The 22,829-nt window shown below is 67.4% G+C and carries 18 protein-coding genes; 6 read left to right on the forward strand and 12 right to left on the reverse strand.

The window, feature by feature from the left end; all coding sequences use genetic code 11:
• Nucleotides 1-2: 2 nt before the first annotated feature.
• Entirely contained in the window at nt 3-239 is a 237-nt protein-coding gene (locus tag M2351_RS38200) for a sulfurtransferase TusA family protein (RefSeq protein WP_264661198.1), read from the reverse strand.
• A gap of 179 nt (nt 240-418) precedes the next feature.
• On the opposite strand from M2351_RS38200, the gene M2351_RS38205 reads away from it, so the two are divergent.
• Nucleotides 419-1,483 carry an SDR family oxidoreductase gene (locus M2351_RS38205; RefSeq protein ID WP_264661199.1) on the forward strand — a complete coding sequence of 355 codons (1,065 nt, stop codon included), beginning with the start codon at nt 419-421 and terminating at the stop codon, nt 1,481-1,483.
• A 125-nt stretch (nt 1,484-1,608) separates the two neighbouring features.
• Here the strand turns inward: M2351_RS38205 and M2351_RS38210 are convergent, their stop codons facing one another.
• The 6 genes from M2351_RS38210 to paoA all read right to left on the reverse strand — a co-directional run bounded on the left by M2351_RS38210 (nt 1,609) and on the right by paoA (nt 9,421).
• Nucleotides 1,609-1,800, reverse strand: coding sequence for a hypothetical protein (locus M2351_RS38210; RefSeq protein ID WP_264661200.1), 192 nt, complete (start codon nt 1,798-1,800; stop codon nt 1,609-1,611).
• 70 nt (nt 1,801-1,870) lie between these two features.
• A complete protein-coding gene (locus tag M2351_RS38215; RefSeq protein WP_264661201.1) occupies nt 1,871-2,566 on the reverse strand; it encodes a helix-turn-helix transcriptional regulator in 696 nt (231 codons plus the stop codon).
• A 99-nt stretch (nt 2,567-2,665) separates the two neighbouring features.
• Entirely contained in the window at nt 2,666-5,233 is a 2,568-nt protein-coding gene (locus M2351_RS38220; protein ID WP_264661202.1) for a DUF4347 domain-containing protein, read from the reverse strand.
• Nucleotides 5,234-5,612: 379 nt separating this feature from the next.
• Nucleotides 5,613-7,808, reverse strand: a complete 2,196-nt coding sequence (gene paoC / locus M2351_RS38225; RefSeq protein WP_264661203.1) for an aldehyde oxidoreductase molybdenum-binding subunit PaoC — start codon at nt 7,806-7,808, stop codon at nt 5,613-5,615.
• Nucleotides 7,809-7,811: 3 nt separating this feature from the next.
• The gene (locus M2351_RS38230; RefSeq protein ID WP_264661204.1) at nt 7,812-8,762 is read right to left on the reverse strand and encodes an FAD binding domain-containing protein; all 951 of its coding nucleotides are present in this window, start codon (nt 8,760-8,762) and stop codon (nt 7,812-7,814) included.
• Nucleotides 8,759-9,421 carry an aldehyde dehydrogenase iron-sulfur subunit PaoA gene (paoA, locus tag M2351_RS38235; RefSeq protein ID WP_264661205.1) on the reverse strand — a complete coding sequence of 221 codons (663 nt, stop codon included), beginning with the start codon at nt 9,419-9,421 and terminating at the stop codon, nt 8,759-8,761. Before paoA ends, M2351_RS38230 begins: the two co-directional genes overlap by 4 nt.
• A 306-nt stretch (nt 9,422-9,727) precedes the next feature.
• Here paoA and M2351_RS38240 point away from each other — a divergent pair, with 306 nt between their 5' ends.
• On the forward strand, nt 9,728-10,603 hold the full coding sequence (locus M2351_RS38240) for an NAD(P)-dependent oxidoreductase (RefSeq protein WP_264661206.1): 876 nt from the start codon (nt 9,728-9,730) through the stop codon (nt 10,601-10,603).
• A 7-nt stretch (nt 10,604-10,610) separates the two neighbouring features.
• Here the strand turns inward: M2351_RS38240 and M2351_RS38245 are convergent, their stop codons facing one another.
• Nucleotides 10,611-10,919: a hypothetical protein gene (locus tag M2351_RS38245; protein WP_264661207.1), complete on the reverse strand. Its 309-nt coding sequence runs from the start codon at nt 10,917-10,919 to the stop codon at nt 10,611-10,613.
• Between the two features lie 755 nt (nt 10,920-11,674).
• Between M2351_RS38245 and M2351_RS38250 the strand changes: the two genes are divergently transcribed.
• The 3 genes from M2351_RS38250 to M2351_RS38260 all read left to right on the forward strand — a co-directional run bounded on the left by M2351_RS38250 (nt 11,675) and on the right by M2351_RS38260 (nt 16,079).
• Nucleotides 11,675-12,703, forward strand: a complete 1,029-nt coding sequence (locus tag M2351_RS38250) for an SIR2 family protein (protein ID WP_264661208.1) — start codon at nt 11,675-11,677, stop codon at nt 12,701-12,703.
• 10 nt (nt 12,704-12,713) lie between these two features.
• The gene (locus tag M2351_RS38255) at nt 12,714-14,477 is read left to right on the forward strand and encodes an ATP-binding protein (protein WP_264661209.1); all 1,764 of its coding nucleotides are present in this window, start codon (nt 12,714-12,716) and stop codon (nt 14,475-14,477) included.
• A gap of 399 nt (nt 14,478-14,876) precedes the next feature.
• Entirely contained in the window at nt 14,877-16,079 is a 1,203-nt protein-coding gene (locus tag M2351_RS38260; RefSeq protein WP_264661210.1) for a hypothetical protein, read from the forward strand.
• Here the strand turns inward: M2351_RS38260 and M2351_RS38265 are convergent.
• Nucleotides 16,043-17,242, reverse strand: coding sequence for an IS256 family transposase (locus M2351_RS38265; RefSeq protein ID WP_264654291.1), 1,200 nt, complete (start codon nt 17,240-17,242; stop codon nt 16,043-16,045). The genes M2351_RS38260 and M2351_RS38265 overlap by 37 nt on opposite strands.
• A 58-nt stretch (nt 17,243-17,300) precedes the next feature.
• Between M2351_RS38265 and M2351_RS38270 the strand changes: the two genes are divergently transcribed.
• Nucleotides 17,301-17,864, forward strand: coding sequence for a hypothetical protein (locus tag M2351_RS38270; RefSeq protein WP_264661211.1), 564 nt, complete (start codon nt 17,301-17,303; stop codon nt 17,862-17,864).
• A gap of 619 nt (nt 17,865-18,483) precedes the next feature.
• Here M2351_RS38270 and M2351_RS38275 read toward each other — a convergent pair.
• The 3 genes from M2351_RS38275 to M2351_RS38285 form a co-directional block, all read right to left on the reverse strand.
• Nucleotides 18,484-20,427, reverse strand: a complete 1,944-nt coding sequence (locus tag M2351_RS38275) for an adenylate/guanylate cyclase domain-containing protein (protein WP_264661212.1) — start codon at nt 20,425-20,427, stop codon at nt 18,484-18,486.
• A 113-nt stretch (nt 20,428-20,540) separates the two neighbouring features.
• Nucleotides 20,541-21,335: a cyclic nucleotide-binding domain-containing protein gene (locus M2351_RS38280; RefSeq protein ID WP_264661213.1), complete on the reverse strand. Its 795-nt coding sequence runs from the start codon at nt 21,333-21,335 to the stop codon at nt 20,541-20,543.
• Nucleotides 21,336-21,500: 165 nt separating this feature from the next.
• Nucleotides 21,501-22,811, reverse strand: coding sequence for a patatin-like phospholipase family protein (locus M2351_RS38285; RefSeq protein WP_264661214.1), 1,311 nt, complete (start codon nt 22,809-22,811; stop codon nt 21,501-21,503).
• Nucleotides 22,812-22,829: the final 18 nt, after the last annotated feature.

Here is a 22,829-nt window from a genome sequence, read left to right on the forward strand (position 1 = left end):
ACCTACGCCCGGGAAACGCCGCGGCGTATGTGGTAGACAAACACCTCGCCGCGCGTCTCGTGGGCCAGCAGCAGGTTGTCGGTCGTGTTGCAGAAGTGCTTGAAGTCGATGATCGACGCCGGGTCGGTGGCGTAGACGATGATCTCCTCCCCCGCGGCCATCTTGTCCAGAAGGGCGCGGGTCCGCAGGATGGGAAGCGGGCAGTGCAGCCCCTTCACGTCGAGTTCCTTTGCCGCCACGGCCGCTCCCTCTTTCCTTGATCGTTCGGTGGGATCGCCACCCGATTTCGACAGCAGGACTGTAGCGGGTTCGCGCCCGCGTCTCCACAGTTGCGGTGGTCCCGGCCCCGCACGGCACCTTTGCTGCCCGAAGGTGTTGAACAGGAACGACAGGAACGCAACGGGGCGGGAACAGATCCATGGCGCAGGGGCACTTCGACAAGGTGGTCGTCATCACCGGGGCGTCCAGCGGCATCGGCCACGCGACGGCGGTGGCCTTTGCGCAGCGTGGTGCCGCGGTGGTTCTGGCGGCGCGGCGGCACGCCGCCCTGCACGAGGTGGCGGAGGAATGCATCGCGGCCGGCGGGCGGGCCATGGTCGTGCCGACCGATGTGCGCGACCAGGATCAGGTGAACCGCCTGGCCCAGCGCGCCATCGACGCCTTCGGCGGCATCGACGTCTGGGTGAACAACGCCGGCGTAATCGCCTTCGGCCAGTTCGAGGAGATGCCGCAGGACGTCTTCGAGGAAGTGATGCGCACCAACTTCTTCGGCACGGCCAACGGCTGCCGGGCGGTGCTGCCACATTTCCTGGACCGGGGCGAGGGGACGATCATCAACATGTCGTCCATGGCCTCGACCGTCGGACAGCGCTACACGACCAGCTACGCCGCCAGCAAATTCGCCGTGCGCGGCTTCACCGAGACCCTGCGGCAGGAGCTGGTGGAGGAGCCGAACATCCACCTCTGCACCGTCATGCCGGGGCCGATCGACACGCCCCTATGGCAGCACGCCGCCAACTACACCGGCCGTGCCATCAAGGCAATGACCCCGCTCTACCCGCCGGAGCAGGTGGCCGACGCCATCGTGGCGATGGCCGAGAATCCGGCCAAGCGCGACGTCTTCGTTGGCAACGTCGGCCGCGTTGCCGCCTTCCAGAACGCCGTCGCCCCGGCGATGACGGAGCGGGTCATGGCCCACATGATCGACCGCAACATGTTCGAGAACCGCCCGGCCCGCGACACGACCGGCGCGGTGCTGAACCCGATGCCGGAATACCACGAGGCCAGCGGCGGCTGGATGGAGCGTACGGGGTCGGGGCCGCGGGCGGCGTGGGCGCGGCGTTCCGGCGGGACCACGGCGGGCGAGCGGCGGTTCTGCTGGACGAACTTCGCGCTGTTCCTTCTGCCGATCGGGCTGATGAGCCAGCTTCCGACGGATGTGTGGGAGAAGGTCCGGCACGCGCGCGGTCAGCACGCGCATTGAGGGAGGCGTTTACCCCCACCCCAACCCTCCCCCGCTGGGCGGGGGAGGGGACTGCCGCTGGAGCGTTGCAAAGGTCCTGTCTCCCTCCCCCGCCCAGTGGGGGAGGGTTGGGGTGGGGGTAGGACTCACGCCCCCCCAATCCCCTCGGTAAACGTCTCGCCCGTCTTGGGGTCGATGTCCTCGCCGGTGCCGGGTGTGCCGGGGGCGGCTTCGTCGCGCTTGCCGACCGGCTTTTCGCGGTCGGGGTCGTAACTGCGCGGCGGGTGGGTGCCGCCGTCGGCCGGTTTCGGCGTGCTGTCCTGCATCTTGTCGCTCATGCGCCACCTCCGAGGTGAAATCTTGCCGTGTGAAGGGGCAACAGGCGGCGCGCGGCAAACTCTCGCGTTTTTAGGCTCGTTGCGGGCGAATGCCCTCCGCCTCCCGCCATTCCTTCAGGAGCGTTTGGCGGCGGCGCGGGTAGCGGTCTTCCGTCGGGGTGATGGCCAGGATGCGGTCGGTGCGGAAGTGGCGGATCGCTTGACGCATCTCGCACCAGGCGACGACCACGCGCACCTTGTCGAAGAAGCCGAGCGCAAAGGGCCAGATGGTGCGCCGGCTCTCCGATGAGGCCCCATCGCGGTAGGCGATGGCGAGCTTGCGCTCCGTCCGGATCGCCTGCCGGATGGTGGTAAGGTCCGCGTCGCCGGCCGCGATGGGCTCCCCCGGCCCGACGAGCAGGGCGGAGCCGTCCAGGTCGTCGCGCAGGTCGGCGGGCAGCACCGCCGCGATCTTGGCGAGCGCGTTGCGCGCCGCCGAGCCCAGGCGGTGGTCGCCGCGTTCCGCCACCCAGCGGGAGCCCAGCACCAGCGCCTCGATCTCCTCCTCCGAGAACATCAGCGGGGGCAGCAGGAAGCCGGGGCGCAGGATGTAGCCGACGCCCGGTTCCCCGTCGATGCGCGCTCCCTGGGCCTGGAGGGTCGCGATGTCGCGGTAGAGAGTGCGGAGGCTGACATCCAGCTCCTCCGCAAGCGAACGGCCGCTCACCGGCCGGCGGTGGCGGCGCAGGATCTGGATCAGGTCGAGAAGGCGTTCGGCGCGCGACAAGGGAGCAGGCTTCGATCCGGGTGGGCCGGCGCAGTGTATCGCGCCGGCCCCATCGGAAAAAGCATTACCCCTTGCGCGTTGGTCCTTGCGCGTTGGCCCTCACGAGTTGGAGAACAGGAAGTTGCCGGAGGTCAGGCCGTTCAGGGTGACGCCCATCAGCCGCATCGAGCTGCTGCCGCCGATGTCGATCGACACGCCGCCGCTGTCCTGGGTGGCGTGGCCCAGCACCGCGGACAGGCTGGTCAAGCCGCCGATCGCGCGGACGTCCAGCACGTCGCCGCCGGCTCCGGCCTTGAAGTCGCCGATGCAGTCCCAGCCATCGCCGGGCTTCAGCACGAAGGTGTCGCTGCCCAGCCCGCCTTCCATATAGTCGTTGCCGCCGAGGCCGGTGATGGTGTCGTTGCCGGCCCCGCCGAAGATCACGTCGCGGTTGGCGGTGCCGAGGAAGGTCTGGCCAGGGGTGCCGGTGGACCCTCCACCCGTCGAGCCGCCGCCCGTGGAGCCGCCACCGGTGCTGCCGCTACCGGTGCTGCCGCCGCCGGTGCTGTCGCCGGAGGAGGCGCCCCCGAACACGAAGTTGTCGGCGGTCAGGGAGGCCTTTGTGACGCCCATCAGCCGGACACTGTCGGTCGGGCTGAAGTTCAGCACGGTGCCGCCGCTGTCCTCCGTCGCGGTTGCCAGGACCTTGGTCAGGTCGGACAGGCCCGTCCAGCCGCCGAGGTTGATGACGTCGCCGCCCGCCCCGGCCTTGAAGTCGCCGATGCAGTCCCAGCCGTCGCCGGGCTTCAGCACGAAGGTGTCGCTGCCCAGGCCGCCTTCCATGTAGTCGTTGCCGGCGTTGCCGGTGATGGTATCGTTGCCGGTCCCGCCGGTTATCACGTCGCGCGCTGCTGTGCCGGTCAGGGTCTGGCCCGGGGTGCCGGTGGAGCCGCCCCCGGTGGACCCGCCGCCCGTGGAGCCTCCGCCGGTCGAGCCGCCCCCGGTTGATCCGCCACCAGTTGACCCACCGCCCTGGACCAGGGTCACGGTGGTGCCGCTGACCTGGAACTGGTCGGCGGTGAAGCTGCCGGCGAAGCGCAGGGTCACGTCGCCGCCCGGCGTGGCGTTGGTGCCGATGTGCAGCAGGGTGACGCCGTTGACGACCTCCGCCTGCACCTGTCCGGCGGTCAGGGTCGCGCCGTTGCCGGTGCCGACGGTGCCCGACATGGCCGTGCCGGTGATTTTGAAGACGTCGCCAACGCTGGCCCCGGTGACCCCGCCGGTGAAGCCGTTGGCCTGGGACGCGGTCATGGTGACGGTGTGGTGGCGGCTGCCGGTCAGGCCCAGCACCTCAACGCTGGCCAGCGTCATGCCGGAGATGTTGATCTGGGGTGTCGCGGTGCCGACCTTGCCTTCCGGATCGACCACGTCGTCGGAGCTGACGCGCAACGTGTCGGTGCCGGTCCCGCCGTCGAAGGACACGGTCCCGGTCTCCAGCCCGTTGGCGACGATGTAGGTGTCGTTGCCGTCGCCGCCGGAAATGATGTCGGCCTGCACCTCGCTGTAGCCGCCGGACGAGACCTCGCCCGCCATGATGGTGTCGTCGCCGATGCCGCCCTGGACGGTATCCTTGCCCCAATCGCTGAACAGCACGTCGTTGCCGTCGCCGCCGTCCACGAGGTCGTCACCGGCGCCGCCGCCAATCGTGTCGTTTCCGGCTTGGCCGTAGACGCGGTCGTTGTCGATGCGGCCGAACATCAGGTCGTTGCCGCCGCCGCCATAGACGGTGTCGTTGCCGTTGCCGCTCTCCAGCGTGTCGTTGCCGGCCCCGCCATATTCCAGGTCGTCGCCTCCGTGGCCCCAGAACCAGACGCCGCTGTCGTTGGCGATCAGCGTGTCGGCCTGCTCGCTGCCGATCCAGCGCTCCACGCTGTTGAAGGTGTCGCCCGCGGCCTCCCCGGTGCTCTTGGTCGGGTCGAGCAGGTTGAGGGTAAGGCCGGAGGTGGCGTTCTCGTAGGTCACCGCGTCGAAGCCGCCGCCGCCGTCCAGCACGTCGCCGCCCGGGCCGCCGTTCAGCGTGTCGTTGCCCTCGCCGCCCTGCAGCGTGTCGCGGCCGGTGCCGCCGATCAGCGAGTCATCGCCGCCCAGCCCGCTGATCACGTTGCCGGAATTGTCGCCGACCAGCGTGTCGTTGCCCGCTGTCGCCGTGCCCGTGACGGCCAGCAGGTGCGGCCAGGACTCCGCGCCGACGAAGGCCGACGGGTTGCGGATCGGACCGGTGGAGACGTCGAGCGCCCAGCTGCCGTCGCGGGCCGCGTGGCCGACCGGTCGGGTCGAGGCCGCCACCCGCGCGCCTGTCCGCGCCGCCAGACCGTTCACCAACCGCCGGCCGGCGGCGTCCGCCCCGGCGCGGCAGGCGTGGATGTGGATCTCCGTCCCCTCCGCGTGCGGCCAGGAGCGGCTGGACAGGGAGTCCGCGTCCAGCGGACGCGCGCCGAGCCGGACCCGCCCCGGTTCGCCGTGCGCGACGATGTGCACCGCCGAGGGCCGCTCGGCCAGCGCCGCCGCGAGCAGCGGGTGGGCGTCCTCGGTCGCCGTCACGCGCAGGACCTGCACGTCGGCGCGCTTGAAGGACAGGAGGCTGTCGATGTCCTCCAAACCCGCGTCCGCGATGATGATCTCGGTCAAGGAAAGTCTCCTCAGAAGTCCGTTCGGTCGCAGGGGCGTTGGATCGCGGCGATCCTGATGATGGCGGGCCGAGCGACGCCGGGATGACATGCGACTTCTGAGGGAGAGTTCGCAATTGCCTAAGAAGGAATAGTCCAAGCGCTGAACAAAACTTGCCGATGTTGAGCAATCTTCTTTAGGTGGTGCAGTTTTTCTGGATGTACGCCCGCGACAACATCCGGAAATTCCGGATGAGGTAGGAATGCGGCGAACGGGTGCAGGTGAGCACGAACCGCGATCCCCTACCACGATCGATTGGGGAGGAGTCCGGACCCCACCGCCGGAAAGGACGGCGGTGGGGTCCGGACGATGGACCGGGTTGGTTTAACCCTGGCGGGCGTTACGCCACCTGGGGCAACCGGTCGAGCAGCTTGTCGAGCGTGATCGGGTAGTCACGCACGCGCACGCCGGTGGCGTTGTAAATCGCGTTGGCGACCGCCGCGCCGACGCCGCAGAGGCCGAGTTCGCCCACGCCCTTGGCCTTCATCGGAGAGGAGATCGGGTCGGTCTCGTCCAGGAAGACGACCTCCTGGTGCGGGATGTCGGCGTGCACCGGCACCTCGTAGGACGCAAGGTCGTGGTTGACGAAGAAGCCGGCGCGCTTGTCCACGGCCAACTCCTCCATCAGCGCGGCCCCCACGCCCATGGTCATGGCGCCGATCACCTGGCTGCGCGCCGACTTGGGATTGAGGATGCGGCCCGCCGCGCAGACCGCCAGCATGCGGCGCACCCGTGTCTCGCCGGTCGCGGAATCGACGGCGACCTCCACGTAATGGGCGCCGAAGGTGGACTGCTGGTACGTCTTGGACAGGTCGCCGTACTCGATCCCATCCTCGGCGACGAGGCCGCTGTCGCCGGCCGCCTGGGCCAGCGGCAGGCTGCGGTTGCCGAGGCGCACCTGCCCATCGGCGAAGACCGCGTCGGCGGAGTTGAAGCCGAGCGCGCGCGCCACCTCCTCCCGCAGCTTGACGCAGGCGGCGTAGACGCCGGCGGTGGCGTTGTTGGCGCCCCACTGGCCGCCGGAGCCGGCCGACACCGGAAAGGCGGAATCGCCCAGCCGCACCACGACCTTGTCCAGCCCGACGCCCATCATCTCCGCCGCGGTCTGGGCGATGATGGTGTAGCTCCCCGTGCCGATGTCCGTCATGTCGGTCTCGACCGTCACCACGCCGCGCTTGTCCAGCCGCACCCGCGCCGCCGACTTGGTCAGCAGGTTGTTGCGGAAGGCGGCGGCCACGCCCAGCCCGACCAGCCAGCGCCCGTCGCGCACCGACGCCGGCTTTGGGTTGCGCTTGTCCCAGCCGAAGCGCTCCGCCCCGGTGCGCAGGCATTGCACGAGCTGGCGTTGCGAGAAGGGGCGGTCGGGCTTGGTCGGATCGACCTGCGTGTCGTTGCGGATGCGGAACTCCACCGGGTCGATACCCAGCTTTTCCGCCATCTCGTCCATGGCGATCTCCAGCGCCATCAGGCCCGGCGCCTCGCCCGGCGCGCGCATGGCGTTGCCTTCCGGCAGGTCGAGATGCGCCAGCCGGAGCCCGGTAAGGCGGTTGGCGCCGGCGTAGAGCAGCTTCGTCTGGTCGACCGCCGTCTCCGGATTGCCGCCGGGCAGGTTGCCCGACCAGCTCTCATGCGCGATGGCGGTGATCGTGCCGTCCGGCGTGGCGCCGATGCGGACGCGCTGGATGGTCGCCGGCCGGTGGGTGGTGTTGTTCGTCATCAGCGGGCGCGGCAGCGCCACCTTGACCGGGCGCTTGGCTTCCCGCGCGCCCAGCGCAGCCAGCAGCGTGTCGGCCCGCAGGAACAGCTTGCCGCCGAAGCCGCCGCCGACGAAGGGCGAGATGAGACGCACCTTCTCCTTCGGCATGTCGAGCGTCTGGGCCAGATCGCTGGTCGTCCAATCGATCATCTGATTGGAGGTCCAGACGGTGACCTTGTCCCCGTCCCAGTGGGCGATGGAGGCGTGCGGCTCCATCATCGCGTGGGTCTGGTCAGGGGTGGTGTAGGTTGCGTCGAGCTTCACCGGCGCGGACGTAAAGGCGCCGTCGAAGTCGCCGACCGTCAAGTCCGGATCCTTGTCGCTCGGCTTCGCCCTGTCCTTGGCGGCGGCGAGGTCGAAGGCGCCGTCCTCGCGGGCGTAGTCGACACGGACGAGCGTCGCCGCAGCCCGCGCCTGCTCGAAGGTTTCCGCCACGACCAGCGCGACGGCCTGGTGGTAATGCTGGATCTCCGGGCCGCCGAGCAAGGTCGCGGTGTTGCGCTTGCCCTTGCCCAGCTTGCCGGCGTTCTCGGCCGTGACGACGGAGAGCACGCCGGGCGCCGCCCTGGCTGCGGCCACGTCCATGGCGGTGATGCGCCCCTTGGCGATGGCCGAACCCACGATGTAGCCATAGGCCGCGTCGGGCACCGAGTCGTGGTGCTCGTAGGCGTAGGGGGCGGTGCCGGTCGTCTTCAGCGGGCCGTCGATGCGGTCGGTCGCCTTGCCGACCACCTTCAACTGGTCGATGGGGTTGGTCGTCGCGGGTGTGTCGAACTTCATGTCTCAGCCCTTCGCTTCGGTCAGCACCGAGGCCAGCGTGCGCTCGACCAGGGGCAGCTTGAACGCGTTGTCGTGCGCCGGCTTGGCGCCGGCCAGAAGCTGCGCCGTCACCGCCTTGGCGCCTTGCGGCATCGCCGCCTCCGCGGCCTCCACGCGCCACGGCTTGTGGGCGACGCCGCCCAGCGCCACCCGGCCGCTGCCGTCGCGCTGCACGATGGCGGCGACGGAGACCAGCGCGAAGGCGTAGGAGGCGCGGTCGCGCACCTTGCGGTAGACCTGCGTGCCGCCGGCTGGCTTGGGCAGGGTCACCGCCGTGATCAGCTCGCCGGGAACCAGCGCCGTCTCGATGTGCGGCGTGTCGCCGGGCAGGCGGTGGAAGTCGGCGATCGGGATGAACCGCGTGGCGCCGTCCGGCCGCACCGTTTCCACCGTGGCGTCGAGCACGCGCATGGCTACCGCCATGTCGCTGGGGTGGGTGGCGATGCAGGCCTCGCTGCCACCGATCACCGCCAACTGCCGGTTGAACCCGCCGATGGCCGCGCAGCCGCTGCCGGGCTGGCGTTTGTTGCAGGGCTGGGCGGTGTCGTAGAAGTAAGGACAGCGGGTGCGCTGGAGCAGGTTGCCCGCGGTCGTCGCCTTGTTGCGCAGCTGGCCCGACGCGCCGGCGAGCAGCGCGCGCGACAGCACGCCATAGTCGCGCCGCACGCGCGGATCGGCAGCGAGGTCGGTGTTGCGCACCAACGCGCCGATGCGCAGGCCGCCGTCCGGGGTTGGTTCGATACTGTCGAGGTCCAGGCCGTTGACGTCGATCAGGTGCGCCGGCGCCTCGATCTCCAGCTTCATCAGGTCGAGCAGGTTGGTGCCGCCGGCGATGAACTTGGCGCCCAGCGTGCGTTCCGCGGCCGCGGCGGCCTCCGCCGGGGAGTTGGCGCGCTCGTAGGTGAAGGTCCTCATGCCCCCCTCCCGGCGACCTCGGTGATCGCGTCGACGATGTTGGAATAGGCGCCGCAGCGGCAGATGTTTCCGCTCATGCGCTCGCGCAACTCGATGGGGGTGAGTTGCGGCGCCGTGGTCAGGTCGGCGGTGACGTGGCTGGGAATACCGGCCTTGATCTCGTCCAGCATGGCGACGGCCGAACAGACCTGGCCGGGCGTGCAGTAGCCGCACTGGTAGCCGTCATGCTTTACGAAGGCCGCCTGCATGGGGTGCATGCCGCTGGGGGCGCCCAGCCCTTCGATGGTGGTGATGTTGTCGCCTTCGTGCATCACGGCCAACGACAGGCAGGAATTGATGCGCCGTCCGTCGACGATCACCGTGCAGGCGCCGCACTGGCCGTGGTCGCAGCCCTTCTTGGTGCCGGTGAGGTGCAGGTGGTCGCGCAGCGCGTCGAGCAACGTCGTTCGCGTATCCAGTTCAAGTTTTTGTGATCGGCCGTTCACGGTGAAGGTTACGGTTGCCAAGGCGGGCTTTTCGGCAGGTGGTCTATCGGGCGTCGCGGCCTGCGCCGGGGCCGTGAGGGGTACCGTGGAGAGCGCCACGGTGGCGGCGGATCCGAGCAAAAGACCGCGCCGCGTCATGTCGAGGTCGCCGGAATCGTGGCGGGAATCGTTCATGTCGTGCTTCCATTCTCTGCGCCGCCTGCGGGGACGGTCTTGACGTACGCCGGTGTCAACGGCGCGAACGGCGAATGATCACAGGCCGGCCGCGATCACAGGCCGCTTCGGCCTGCGACCCGCGCGCCGGGCATGCTGTCCCGACAGAGCTGGTGCGCCCGTCCGGGCCCGATTAGCCGCTGGAATGCGATAGGGCCTATCAAGCAGAGTCATGAAACGAAGTCCGGAGCCGGTCGGTTGAAGGTCACTGGCCTTCTGACCGGCCGCCCCGATGACAAGCTCTGACCAGTTGGAGGAGATGGAACCATGGACATCGGCTTCGTCGGATTGGGCGGCATGGGCCGCGGGATGGCCGCCAACCTCGTCAGGGCCGGGCACCGGGTGCGCGTCTGGAACCGCTCGCCCGGACCGGCCGAGGCGTTGCGGGCAGAAGGGGCTGAGCCGGTCACCCGCGTCGAGGACGCCATGCAAGGCGAGGCCGTGCTGTCCATCCTCGCCGACGACGCCGCGACGCGGGCGGTGTTCCTGGAGGGCGGGGCGCTCGATCGGGCGGCCAAAGGCTTGGTCCACGTCAGCATGGGCACGCTGTCCACCGCCTTCGTCCAGGAGTTCGCGGCCCTGCACCTGGACCGCGGGTTGGGCTATGTGGCGGCGCCGGTATTCGGCCGGACGGACGTCGCCGCCGCTGGCAAGCTGAACATCCTGGCAGCAGGCGACCCGGCCGCGATCGACCGCGTGCAGCCTCTGCTCGACGCCATGGGGCAGAAGACCTGGCGGCTCGGCGACGACCCGGTGCGCGCCAACGTGGTGAAGATCGCCGGCAATTTCATGATCGCCGCCGCGATCGAGGCGATGGGCGAGGCGGTGGCGCTGGGGCGCGGCCACGGCATCCCCGCGGGCGACCTGATGGGAGTAATGACCAACACGCTGTTCGACGCCCCCGTCTACAAGGGCTATGGCGGCATCATCGTGGAGGAACGCTACGACCCCGCGGCCTTCAAGCTGACGCTGGGCCTGAAGGACGTCCGGCTTGCGCTGGCAGCGGGCGAGGCCGCGCACGTGCCGCTGCCGCTCGCCAGCCTGCTGCGCGACGGCTTCCTGGAAGCCATCGCCCACGGCGACGCCGACCGCGACTGGGCCGCGCTGGCCAAAGTCGCCGCTCGCCGCGCCGGGCTGGAGTGACCGGCTGTCACCAGCGCGATGTCGCAGGCTCGTGCAGCAGCGGAACGCCCAGTTCACGGAAGTGGAACAGGTGCAGCGCGTGTTGGCCATTGTAGTCCAGAACGCGCAGGTCGTCCGATTCGTTCAAATCCCCGCAGACATGGTCGAAATGCCGGCCATAGCGTTCCTTTGCCAAGGATAGCGGCACCGTAAAGGCGATGAACTTGTCGATCCCCTTGGCGGCAAGCTTGCGCAGCAGCGCCGGATCCTCAATCGACGGATAGGACGTCAGGATGACCAGCGGGCCGCTGCCCGTAAACAAGAAGAACGGATGCATGCCATCCTCCCCGACTGGGACGCCGCCGGCAGACGCGGCAAAGGGCAGCGATGTTGATCCTCGGAGAACGCCGTCGGTTTTTCCTTAACATGGATCAAGGTCGGGGGGTGGGCTGTGGCCGGGGGCTGTTCGGAGCGTACGGAGGCGCGCGCGCAATGCTGCCGGCGAGGCCGCTGGCGGATGGGGTGGGACAACCCAGCGCAACCAACAAACGCAGGCGGAACAAGGCATCCAGGGGCCTGATACACGGTCGTGTGTACCACTGGGGTGTGCTGCGGTTCAACGGCGCGAACGGAGATGCCGGTCCCATGCGCGGCGGCGCGGGTGCAACGGCCTGGCGGACTTCCGGGAGGAGACGGATGTCCATCGCCGGTTGACGCATGACGATCTGCTTCAGGGCGCCGCTGGGAACCGTTTGGGTGTGGTTCGACCGTCGAGATGTCCGTTGACGCCTGCGTCGTCAGCGTTGGGTGCGCACGCACGGTATCGTGGGTGCCTTCCTGTGGCAGCCCGTCAGACGGTGCGGCCCCACCGCGTGCCGATTCGCCGGAAACGCAGAATCCGAGCATCCACCACGCTTGGCCTGCGGCGCCGGCCGACGACGTCGACGGGGAACAAAGAGGCAATCAGCATACCCTCGTATGGCGGTTGTCGGGGTAATGGCGCTCGGCATCCGTTGGTGGAAAACTTGAAACAAGTTGTTAAGAATTGGATGCTGCCCTGGTCTCTATGGCGTAGAGATCGGAGGCGTCGCGTTGACAGCATTCAAGCTTGCACTGGAGATCGCCCAGGAGTGCGTGCAGCGCGCGCCGGTGATCGTGCTTGGCAGCGGCGCGTCCGCCGCGCACCGGCTCCCTGGCATGCCGCAGCTGCGTGACCATCTCGTGGCCAGCACGTTGCCGGCCGGTCTCGGAGCGCGCGAACTCGATCTCTGGCAGGAGTTCCTGAACGCGGCGGCGGCCCTTGATCTCGAGGAGGCGCTGACCGCGGTGTCGCTGACGGAAGCGCTGACCTCCCACGTCGTCGCCGCGACCTGGGATCTGCTGGCGCCGGCGGACATGGCGGTGTTCGACCAAGTGGTCCGCGACCGCCACCATTTGCCGCTGACGCGGCTGTTCCAGCACCTTCTGAAGAGCACCCACACAGAAGTCAACGTGGTCACCCCGAACTACGACCGGCTCGCCGAGTACGCCGCCGACGCGGGCGGCCTCTGCCACCACACCGGGTTCGGCCACGGGTATCTGCGGCTGCGCCAAACGGATTACCCGCTGAAGTTCACGCAGAACCAGCGCCCGGCGCGCACCGTCAATGTCTGGAAGGTTCACGGCTCGCTTGATTGGTTCCGTGATCCTGAAGGCACCACCGTGGGGCTGCCGATCCTGCCGAGCCGGCCGGCCGGCATGACCCCGGTCATCGTGACGCCGGGTGTCGAAAAGTACCGGATCACGCACGACGAGCCGTTCCGCACCATTCTGGCGGGCGCCGACACCGCACTCGCGACGGCGCGGGCATACCTATGCATCGGCTACGGATTCAACGACACGCACATCCAGCCGAAGCTGCTGGAGCGCTGTCGGACCCAACCGGTGCCGTTGGTGCTGATTACCAAGGTCGTGTCGCCCACGGCCAAGGACTTCCTGCTCAAGGGAGGGTGCCGGCGCTTCATGGCGCTGGAGGAGAGTGGCACTGGTTCGCGCCTCTACAGCGCGGAGCACCCTGGTGGTGTCGACATTCCGGATCATCCGGTCTGGCGCCTTGACGAGTTTCTCAAGATGGTGATGTAGGGAGAGCATTGTGAGCATCTTCGACTTCAAGGACTCCGACGCTCTCGGCAGCGTGCTGTCGGTCGACACGACCGTCGTGGTCGTCAGGGTCGCCGATATCGACCGCCTGCGGCAGTTACAGGTGAACCGCTTGGCCGTGCTGGAGAGCAGCCGGCCAGGTCAGCACCTGGTTGGCATCATCCAGAAGATCACGCGCAGCGCCGCAACGCCGCGCGCCCGGAGCGATGGTGAGATCGGCGTCGGCGCCGAAGAGGAGGTGGCGCCGGAGCTGAATCTTGTGCGCATCGCGCTGATTGGTACCCTGGTCGATCGGCTCGGCGAGCAGCGCAACGTGTTCTTGCGCACTCTGGAGACCGTCCCTGAAATCGACGCGAACTGTTACGCCGTCGAAGGCGAGCGCCTCACCAACTTCATGCGGGTGATCGCCAGCATCGCCAGCGACGGCCAGCGCCTGTCGCTGGGCTGCTACACCCTGGATGACCGCGCGGAAGCCTTCCTGAACGGCAACAAGTTCTTCCAACGGCACGCCGTCATCGTCGGCAGCACGGGCTCGGGCAAGTCTTGGACCACGGCGCGCATGCTCGAGCAGGTGGCGGCGCTGCCCAACGCGAACGCCATTGTGTTCGACATTCACGGCGAGTACCAGACGCTGCAGGCCGACGGCATCCGGCATTTCCGGATCGCCGGGCCGGGCGATCTCGACCAAGCTGCTTCGCTGGCGGAAGGCGTACTCTACCTGCCGTACTGGCTGCTCGGCTACGAAGCTCTGGTCACAATGTTCGTCGACCGCAGTGACCAGAACGCGCCCAACCAGACTATGATCATGCAGCGCGCCATAACCCGCGCCAAGCGCGCCTATCTGGAGGATGGCGGGCACCGGGACGTCCTCGACAACTTCACCATCGACAGCCCGGTTCCCTTCGAACTGAGTGCGGTTCTCGACGAGCTGGGAGCGCTCAACGCCGAGATGGTGCAGGGCGCTGGCGGTAAGGAGAAGCAGGGCGATTACCACGGCAAGCTCAGCCGCCTCATCGCCCGCCTGGAGAACAAGCGGTCGGATCGGCGCCTCGGCTTCCTGTTCCGCCCAGGCGCCGACACGATGGCGTTTGAATGGTTGGAACGGCTGGTATCGGCGCTCCTCGCCGGCAGCCAGGACCAGGTGGGCGGCACGGGCGGCTTGAAGATAATCAACTTTTCTGAGGTGCCCTCCGACATCCTGCCGCTCATCGTGAGCCTCGTTGCCAAGCTCGCCTTCTCCGTGCAGCAGTGGACCGCGCCCGGGCGTCGGCATCCGATCGCCCTGTTCTGCGATGAGGCGCATCTCTACATCCCCGAGCGCGTGGGCGCCGGGGCGGCGGACGACATCTCCGTGGGGATCTTCGAGCGGATCGCCAAGGAGGGCCGCAAGTACGGAGTGGGGCTGGTGGTGATCAGCCAGCGGCCGTCGGAAGTCAACCGGACGGTGCTCAGCCAGTGCAACAACGTGGTGGCCATGCGTCTGACCAACGGTGAGGACCAGAGCGTGATCAAGCGCCTGTTGCCGGACAGCCTTGGAAGCTTCGGCGATCTGTTGCCGATCCTGGACACCGGTGAGGCGTTGGTAGTCGGCGACGCCAGCCTCCTGCCGAGCCGTATCCGCATCGCCAAGCCGTCCCACACACCCAACAGCGGCACCATCGACTTCTGGGACAAGTGGGCGGATGTGACGCCCGTGGGCGCCGCTGCCGAGGCGGTCAGCGGCTGGCGGCGGCAGACGCAAGGCGCTGCAGCGTAATCGTATTTCTGTCTGGGGCAGCTACGGGAAAGCGCACCCATGATGGGCCCCCCTGGTGAGCGGTGGTCGGTTCCGACCCTTTGTCTGGCAACCTATGAAAGAAAAGTGCATTATGAGCGAAAATATAGATCAAGAAAATGTGATAAAAGAGTCGGTGTTTGTCGCCGCTGCAAAGACGTGCGCGGCAAAGACGTTGATTGACCACTTGGCCGATCTCGATGCAGATCAATCGACGATCGAAGAACTTGCCGGCCTGATACGTCGAGCAGGTGCTCTAATACATCAGAGGCCGATCCAATCGGCCAGGGGAAACGCGACGCGTTCATCGCGGACATTCGGGAGTTTTTCGTCTCTAACATCTCCGATGCCAATCTCGCGTCGTTTGACGAGGCGGCAGAGATGATTCATTTCGCGGAGGACGGACACCATCGCATCCTCGCCGCTCTTGGTCGCAGTTCCTTCTCGGCTGAGCCACCTGATGTGCGCGCCGCTGCAGTGATCGCGCGGATGGAAGCGAACCTCTCAGCGTTCGTCGCCGATGCTGAGGCTGCCCTCAAGCAGACAAAGAGAATTGTCTGGCCGGGAGGACCGGAACTCCGCGATCAGGCGGGCCGGATCGTCTCGAGCGAAGGCACAATCTCCGGTATGGTGGCTTCCCTTGGTGGAACCCTGATGATGGAAGGATTTGCGAACGGCTGGTTTGATCGAAAGAAGGGCTGGCTGAAACTCCCCGTTCTACCGGCCGTCAGTGATCATGAGATACTTCTCGCCGGCGATAGCGAGCTGCTCTCCATGTCATGGCGCCGCTGGACGCATCTCCATGAGTCGGCCCGATACCATGACAATAAAATCCACGTTCTATCAGGTTCGACGCTGCCGTCCGGCTGCCCGGAGAACATAGACCTTGTCTACAGCCGCGATGCCGAATGCGACGTGGTCGATTTCATCGCAAACGAACGCGCGATCGACCGTGAAGGCAGCGCTGTTGCAGAACTTACAAGCACCATGGACATGATAGGGATCGCAAAGGGAATTGATGCACCTCTTGCGCTAGGGCCTCAGGACTGGATCTCCAACGAAGAGGCGTTGAATGCCCTCTCATTAAGCGAAGCGGTTGGCTACGAAATCGTCAAAGATCAGGAGAGGCCTGGAGGACTCCGCCTCATTCAGTGGGTCAGGGGCTACATATGCCTTGCGGCGTGGACTGCAAAGCGAATGAAGGCCAACCACTCCGGTATTCTCAAAATACCAAGGGCGGATCTCTTGTCGCTCCTTAACCGGTGTTCATTGTCCAGTTCCGAAGCCGATACCTTCCTTGACGCCGTCAGCTTCGGCCGTCATTCGCGTGACCTGTTCGATGCGCCGATCGTACGCACCGACGGCGATTGGTTGTTGATTGGTCCGGCGCTCGCCGCCCCGAGATTGGCGAGGATCGTACCCTCGCTGCTCGCTTCAATGGGCATCCAACTCAAGCGAAAAGGCTCTGCGTTTGAGGCTCGGATCGTGCCCCGAGGCGTGGTGTCTGAGGGGGCCTCTGTGCTCTTCGGCGGGTTGAGGCCGCCGGTCTACTCCGCTGCGATGGACAGCGGATCAGGGGTGTGAGGGTGGCACAGCTCGGCCAGGCTTTCCATGGTCATGTAGCGCCGGGCCACCGCCCATTCATCATGCTGCTCCAGCAGCAAGGCGCCGACGAGGCGCACAACCGCCCCTTCGCCAGGGAAGATGCCGACGACGTTGGTGCGCCGCTTGATCTCGCCATTCAGCCGCTCCAGAGGATTCGTGCTGTGCAATTTGGTGCGCAGGTCCTTGGGGTACTTCATGTAGGCCAGCACGTCGAACTCCGCCTCGTCCATCAGCGCCGCCAGCTTGGAAAAGCGCGGCCGCAGGCTGTCGGCCACCCGGCGCCACTGCTCATGCGCCGCCTCAGCGGTCTCCTGGGCAAAGGCGGTGCGAATGGTGGCCGCGACCATCGTCTGGTGCGCCTTGCCGACGCAGGCGAGGAGATTCCTCATGCAATGAACACGACAGCGTTGAAGTGTGGCGCCCAGCACCTTGGAAGCGGCGGCCTTCAGCCCGAGATGCGCATCGGCGATCACCAGCTTTACGCCGCGTAGGCCCCGGCGGGTGAGGGTGCGCAGGAAATCGGTCCAGAAGGTCTCGGCTTCCGACAGCCCGAGGCCGAGCCCCAGCACCTCGCGCCGGCCATCGCTGTTGACGCCGATGGCCAGTATGGCGGCGAGCGAGACGATGCGGCCGTCCTGGCGCACTTTCACGTAGGTCGCATCCAGCCACACAAAGGGCCAGTCGCCTTCCAGCGGCCGGTTCAGGAACGCCTGCACGCGCTCGTCGATGTCCTGGCACAGGCGGCTGACCTGGCTCTTGGAGATGCCGGTCATGCCCATCGCCTTGACCAGATCATCGACGTTGCGCGTCGAGATGCCCTGCACGTAGGCCTCCTGAATCACCGCGATTAGCGCCTTCTCCGCGGTGCGGCGCGGCTCCAGGAAGGCCGGGAAGTAGGAGCCGCGCCGCAGCTTGGGGATGCGCAGGTCGATGGCCCCGGCGCGCGTCTCCCAGGTCCGCTCCCGGTAGCCGTTGCGCTTGGTCTGGCGGTCCTCGCTGCGTTCGCCATACCCGGCGCCGCACAGGCTCTCCACCTCCAGCTCCATCAGGCGCTGGGCGGCGAAGCCGACCATCTCGCGCAGAAAGTCGGCATCGGCGCTCTTCCCAATCAGCTCCTGAAGAGCGATCCTGTCCTCGGTCATCGTGGTCTCCGTCTTGGTTGATGGTCGTTAAGCAACCTCAACTTAGCCGAAGAACACGGTGACCGCCGCTCCCGAACGGCCGGCCCGCCTGCGCCAGCTATGGGGGAGCGCTCCGGCGGGCCAGCCTCACGCCTCAGACACCACGCGGTGGGACGCGATCCTCTGGGGGCTTGTCCTGGCGGTGTTTGCTCTGGGGGCTCACGCGGCCCTCGCGCAAGAGAGCGGGCGGGCGCCTGCGCTTGTCGAAGACGACGTAACGCCGGGTGTTCAGGCGATCCTCAGGCTGTACCAGGCGGACGGTGCCGGCGAGGCCCTTCCCGCCCTCCGCCAATGCTACGATACGCTCGACTATGGCGCGCCGGTCGCACGCGTCTCGCGCTGCTTGGCGATGGACGTGGCCTTATGCCTTGTGCTCGACGTCCAAGCCCTCAACGGCGATGGCCGCGTCGACGACTTCTGCGAGGCGGGCCGCAGCGGCCGGCGCCTAGCGTATTGGGCCGACGAGACCATCACCATCCGCGCCGACCGTCCGGCCTTTTTGAAGACCCTGTTCACCCTCGCGCGCGCCGGAATGGCGGACTTCTTTCGACGCGGACCGCAAACCGGAGACCCGATGCCGTGACGAAGCCGTGGCAGGTGTGCGATGCGGAACCCTTATCATCCATCGGAGAGACAGCATACCAGCGGTAGCGTTTGCGTCTGGGCTGGTGTCTCCGTCGTCGCGCTTTCGCTGTGTGGCTGTGCGGCCGGCATAGTGGCTGACGTCGTCTCGGTAGGGATGTCCGGCAAGTCCATCGCCGACCATGGTCTGGACCTGATCACCGGGAACACGTGCAACCTCTTCCAATCCATCTTCCGCGCGGACCACGTCGTCTGTGAACCGCGTGGGCTTGCCGCCCCGACGCGTGATGGCACGGAACTTTCGCACACGGGCCATTCGCCTGAGGCGCCCCCTGCATTCGCGGATGTCGCCCCAAGCGATGGTCTTGGCAGTGTCGGTCCAGGTCTCAACGGTGGTGATCCTGGCGGTCTCTCCGGCAGCGAAACCTATTAACGTGCAGTTTTCAGACTGGACGGTAACGATGACGCTGAGTATGGCGTGGTTTCCCCCTCCTGTGCGGATTTTGGGCGTGCCACCGCGGCGGATGCAGAGCCTTGGGAGTCGGACGGTAGAACCGGTTGTCGAGGCTTTGTCCGATGACGCTCCGGAGCAGCTGGCCGCGGTTTAAGTGCAAAAGATCTCATCGGACGCGGTGTATCGGCCGCGTCGACGAGACGAGGTCGCGCGCGGCGCACAGCTCAAGGATACCGATGGGCTCCTGAAGTCCGCGCGGCAGCACCGTGTCCACCACGCGGAACACAAAGCGGTCGGACACGCACTCGGCAACCGCCGCGCTCACCAGGATGTCCGTGCCGTAATCCTTGTTGAGCGGCTCCAGCCGGGCCGCCAGATTGACCGTCGCGCCGAGCACGGTGTAGGCCATGCGGTCGGCGGAGCCGATGGTGCCGACCACGGCCTCGCCGGTGTGAAGCCCGAAGCGCGTCCGGTAAGCCGGCCAGCCCTCCTGTTCGAAGGCGGCGTTGAGCTGCTGGATCGCCGTCCGGCAGGCCAGCACGGCGGCGCAGGCATGGGCGACGTGATCGGGATCGTCCGCCGGCGCGTTCCAGATCGCCATGACGGCGTCGCCGATGAATTTGTCGACCGTGCCGCCATGCTCCATGATCGCAGCGGACAGCACGCCGAGGTAGCGGGATGTCTGGTTCATCACCTGCTCAGGCGCCGCCTTTTCGGTGATCGCGGTGAATCCCTCGATGTCGGTGAAGAGGATCGTCACCTCCCGGCGGGTGCCGCCCAGCCGCAGCGCCGCGCCCGTCGTGACCAGCTGCTGGACCAGGCGCTTGGGTACGAACCGGGCGAAGGTCAGCACCACCGTCCGCATGGTGGCCACGGACCGCCCGAGATCATCGATTTCCCGAATCAAAGATCGGACCTCTGGTCGAGGGCTGGCCGTCTCAAAATTCTGAATGCGCTCGGTTTCCCTAGCCAAATCCTTCATGGACCGCGACAGCCGCGAGCCGATCCACCAGACCACGGGGAGCGTTCCGAGAACGACCCCGAGGGCGAGCAGGACCAGGCGACGCCGTCCGGCCTCGACCGCCGCGAAGAATTCGTCAAGCGGAGCGACGACGGCCAACCGCAGGTGGGCAGAACCCGCCGATGGAACCGACCGGAAAGCCGCCACATACGTACGGCCGTCGGTCGCCCGCGAGAAAATCTGCTCCGCGGCGCCACCGGCCATCCAGGCGTTCAAGGGAGGCGTGATGTCGACATCCAGCATCTGGTCGAGGTGCGGCAGCTCCAGTTGCCCGCCCGGGGCACGTTGGTGCAGGACCGACGCCATGCGCGGATGGGCGACGACACGCCCGTTGTCGTCGAACAGCAGCACGACCCCCGACGCGCCAAGTTGCTGGGCGCGCAAGAATGCTCCGATGTCGGCTAAGAGGATGTTTCCTGCCACGACTCCGTGCCGGTCACCTTGGAACGGCAGCCGAACCGTGTAGCCGGGCAAAGCCGTCAGTACGGACACATACGGAGCGGTGACGGCCCCGGCGGTGTCGTCGATCGCTGTGCGATACCAGGGCCGGCCGCGTGGATCATAGTCGGTCTCGCGTTCTGTACTCGCTATGGGTGCAAGGCCGGCCGATAGATACTGCGTGACCTGAGCTCGCGTTTGCTGCTCTTGCGCATCGCCGATAACGGCCAGCCGGAACGCGGAATCAGGCGGCGTGCCCATTTGCCCACGTGCCGCGTCGCCAACCCGGGACAGGTCATTGAGTTCAAGGTAGGCACCGTCGTCGTAGCCGACATACAAGTTGTAAAGCTGAGCATGCCGTCGCAAGAGCGCCGCCATCACCGCGTACAGCGGGGGATTGTTCGCGATGGCGCTGGACGTGATGGCGGGAAGCGTCGCCAGCACCTCCAGCGTGTCGAGAACACCCTTGAACTCGCCGTCGACGCGGTCGGCCGTGTGCTCCGCGACGCGCTCGATGAACGTCAGCGCCGCGGAGCGGGTGATCGACCGTGCCCGGTCGAAGCTTAGGATGACCAACCCCAGCCCGACCCCAAGAACAAGGACGCCGACCATCAACGTGATCGAGAGTTGATAGCTGACACGAACGCGCATGCCTCAACCCTCCGGCCTCAACCCTCCGATACGGTCGCGGCGGCGGGCCGTGGTCTCCCGGAAGCGCCGTCCGCTGACCGCCTCACGCTCGAAGGTCTTGCAACGGCCCCGCTTCAGCCGACGGCCACGGCGAAGTCGAAGGGAGATCCCCCGCCGCCGGCGACGACGCGATTGTCGCCACGGCGCAGAGGGGCCGTGTCCCTCATGAAATTCTGCCCGATCGCGTGCCCGTTCACCACCGTCCCGAGCGTGCTGCCGAGATCGGTGACCAGCAGGCGGCCTTGGCTGCCGGCGATCATGAAATGGTCGCGCGAGAGGCGAAAGGGCTCGTGGTCGTCGATGCACAGATCGGGTCGCCGCAGCGGCGGGGCTTCACCCCTGGCCGGAGCCCGGCCGACGACAAACGGCAGTCGCGTGATGGGGAGGGGACCTCCGCCGATCCGCCCGCGCAGGGCGTCGGACTGGGCGATCAGGGTGAGCGGCGCGTCGCCGGGGATCATCGTGTCGGACGGCACCCCGCCGCCCTCGGTGGAGGCGGGCCCGGCCGCCTCGGGCAGCAGGTCGCCGGCGATTTTGTCCTCGATTGTCCGCAGGCGAACGCTGAGCCGTTGGATCAGATCGCGCGCCAGCGCGGCGTCGCGGCTCACCCGATCCAGGAAGTCCTGCGCGCTCAGCACCTCGGCCGCGCCGTCCATAGACGCCCGGGCGGTGGCGCTGCGGGGGCGGCTTTCGATCACGCCCATTTCCCCCAGCCATTCGCCGCCCCGCACTTGGCCGATCAGGATGGACGCGTCCCCGTGTTCGCGCAGGACGTCGATGTCGCCATGCCTGACCCAGAGCACGCAGTCGCTCGCGTCCCCCTGTCGAAACAGCACCTCGCCAGCCTTGAAACGCAGTGGATGTGCCATGACCGAATGCTCTCCGCTGTGGGTCCGTCTCGGACGCGGACAGGACGGACAGGGATCAGTATGGCGGGCGCCGCGCGCAAGTCACCTTGGCCAAACGGGCGCACACCGCAGGGCTTGCCCGTCGCCTTTCGATCGGCGGCGCGATGGAACACTGAAGCTCGGCCTTCAGGAGCCGGCCCCCGCCGTGGCCCGCTTGGCGGATGCCGCCCTGGTCGCCCCGGCCGTCGTGGGCGGAATCGGCGGCTCCACCTGCGGCGCGGCGTAGCCGGGCGGGGTCTTGGCCCAGGGATAGCCGTTGGCGGCCAAGTCGTAGCCGATCTTGAACAGGTCCTTCATGTAGACCGGGTCGAACGGCTCGCGGAGCGGCGTCTTGAAGCTCTCGGGAATGTAGGCGAGATTGAAGTCGATGCCATCGCGCTGGGCGGCGATGTAGATGCGGTACAGATCGCCCACACCTTGCGTCTGGATCAGCGAGGCGATGGCGCGGTTGGCGATGCTCAAGGTCTGGCGATCGACCTGGGCCCAGTCCGGATCGAGCCGGGCGTTGCGGATGACGTAGAGACGCCGCTGGCGCACGATCCCCGCCCGCTGCGCTTCCGCCTTCAGGTTCAAGCCGGGCGGATAGACGAACACCTGCGCCGTGGCGCCGCCGTCCACGTGCATCTCCTCAAACCTCTTGCCGTCCGCCTCGACGCTGATCATGACCGGGGGGAAGGCGCCGGGAATGGCCGCCGAGGCCACCAGGAGGGTTTGCACCAGCTCCAGCGCCAGCGGGTGACGGCTGGCCGCGATCTTGGTGACGTTCCAGATGACCGGGCGGCGGGCGTCGAGGTTGGTGGTGCCGATCAGCAGGATGCGGCCCTTCTCATGCTCGGCCGCGATCGCGTCGAGCATCGGCTGGTCGAAGATCCGTTGTACGAGTTTCCGCAGCGGCGCGGTGTCGGCCATGGCATCGTTGTTGAGGGCGGCCAGGAAGCCGCGCTGTTCGAGGATGTCCTTGTTCGTGATGGTCGTGTAGACCTCCTTGAGCTTGTCGTCGTACGCGGGCCCGAGGAACGCGAAGGGCGCGATCAGCGCCCCGGTGCTGATGCCGGTGACGCCCTTGAAGCGCGGCCGCGTCCCGGCGGCGCTCCAGCCCACCAGCAGGCCGGCGCCGAAGGCGCCGTCCTCGCCACCCCCGGAGATCGCCAGGAAGTCGGCCGGGGGCAGCGGCCCGCGATGGCCCGCCTGCTGGAGCAGGTCCCGCTCCCGACGCACGGACTCCAGGGCATCGCGCTGGAAGTCACTGACCTCGTCGTCTCCCCAGTAGCGCACCTCGGGCATGCCGACGACGCTGGCCTTGGCCTCGCTGGCGACCGGCACCGCGTCGAGGCGCGTGGGCGTGCCGCAGCCCGTGGCGGTGAGCAGAACGAACAGGACGCCGGCCAGGGCCGACAGGGCACCACGCAGCGGTGGCACACGTCGCAGAGATCGCATGGACATCCCCTCTAAAAT

It is taken from the genome of Azospirillum canadense, assembly GCF_025961225.1.
In the GTDB taxonomy this organism is placed as follows: Bacteria; Pseudomonadota; Alphaproteobacteria; order Azospirillales; family Azospirillaceae; genus Azospirillum; species Azospirillum canadense.

Coding starts and splice junctions, on each gene's coding strand:
- M2351_RS38205 (WP_264661199.1), top strand. CDS start 419: ATGGCGCAGGGGCACTTCGACAAGGTGGTCGTCATCACCGGGGCGTCC.
- M2351_RS38210 (WP_264661200.1), bottom strand. CDS start 1,800: ATGAGCGACAAGATGCAGGACAGCACGCCGAAACCGGCCGACGGCGGC.
- paoC (WP_264661203.1), bottom strand. CDS start 7,808: ATGAAGTTCGACACACCCGCGACGACCAACCCCATCGACCAGTTGAAG.
- M2351_RS38230 (WP_264661204.1), bottom strand. CDS start 8,762: ATGAGGACCTTCACCTACGAGCGCGCCAACTCCCCGGCGGAGGCCGCC.
- paoA (WP_264661205.1), bottom strand. CDS start 9,421: ATGAACGATTCCCGCCACGATTCCGGCGACCTCGACATGACGCGGCGC.
- M2351_RS38240 (WP_264661206.1), top strand. CDS start 9,728: ATGGACATCGGCTTCGTCGGATTGGGCGGCATGGGCCGCGGGATGGCC.
- M2351_RS38245 (WP_264661207.1), bottom strand. CDS start 10,919: ATGCATCCGTTCTTCTTGTTTACGGGCAGCGGCCCGCTGGTCATCCTG.
- M2351_RS38260 (WP_264661210.1), top strand. CDS start 14,877: ATGATTCATTTCGCGGAGGACGGACACCATCGCATCCTCGCCGCTCTT.
- M2351_RS38265 (WP_264654291.1), bottom strand. CDS start 17,242: ATGACCGAGGACAGGATCGCTCTTCAGGAGCTGATTGGGAAGAGCGCC.
- M2351_RS38275 (WP_264661212.1), bottom strand. CDS start 20,427: ATGCGCGTTCGTGTCAGCTATCAACTCTCGATCACGTTGATGGTCGGC.
- M2351_RS38280 (WP_264661213.1), bottom strand. CDS start 21,335: ATGGCACATCCACTGCGTTTCAAGGCTGGCGAGGTGCTGTTTCGACAG.
- M2351_RS38285 (WP_264661214.1), bottom strand. CDS start 22,811: ATGCGATCTCTGCGACGTGTGCCACCGCTGCGTGGTGCCCTGTCGGCC.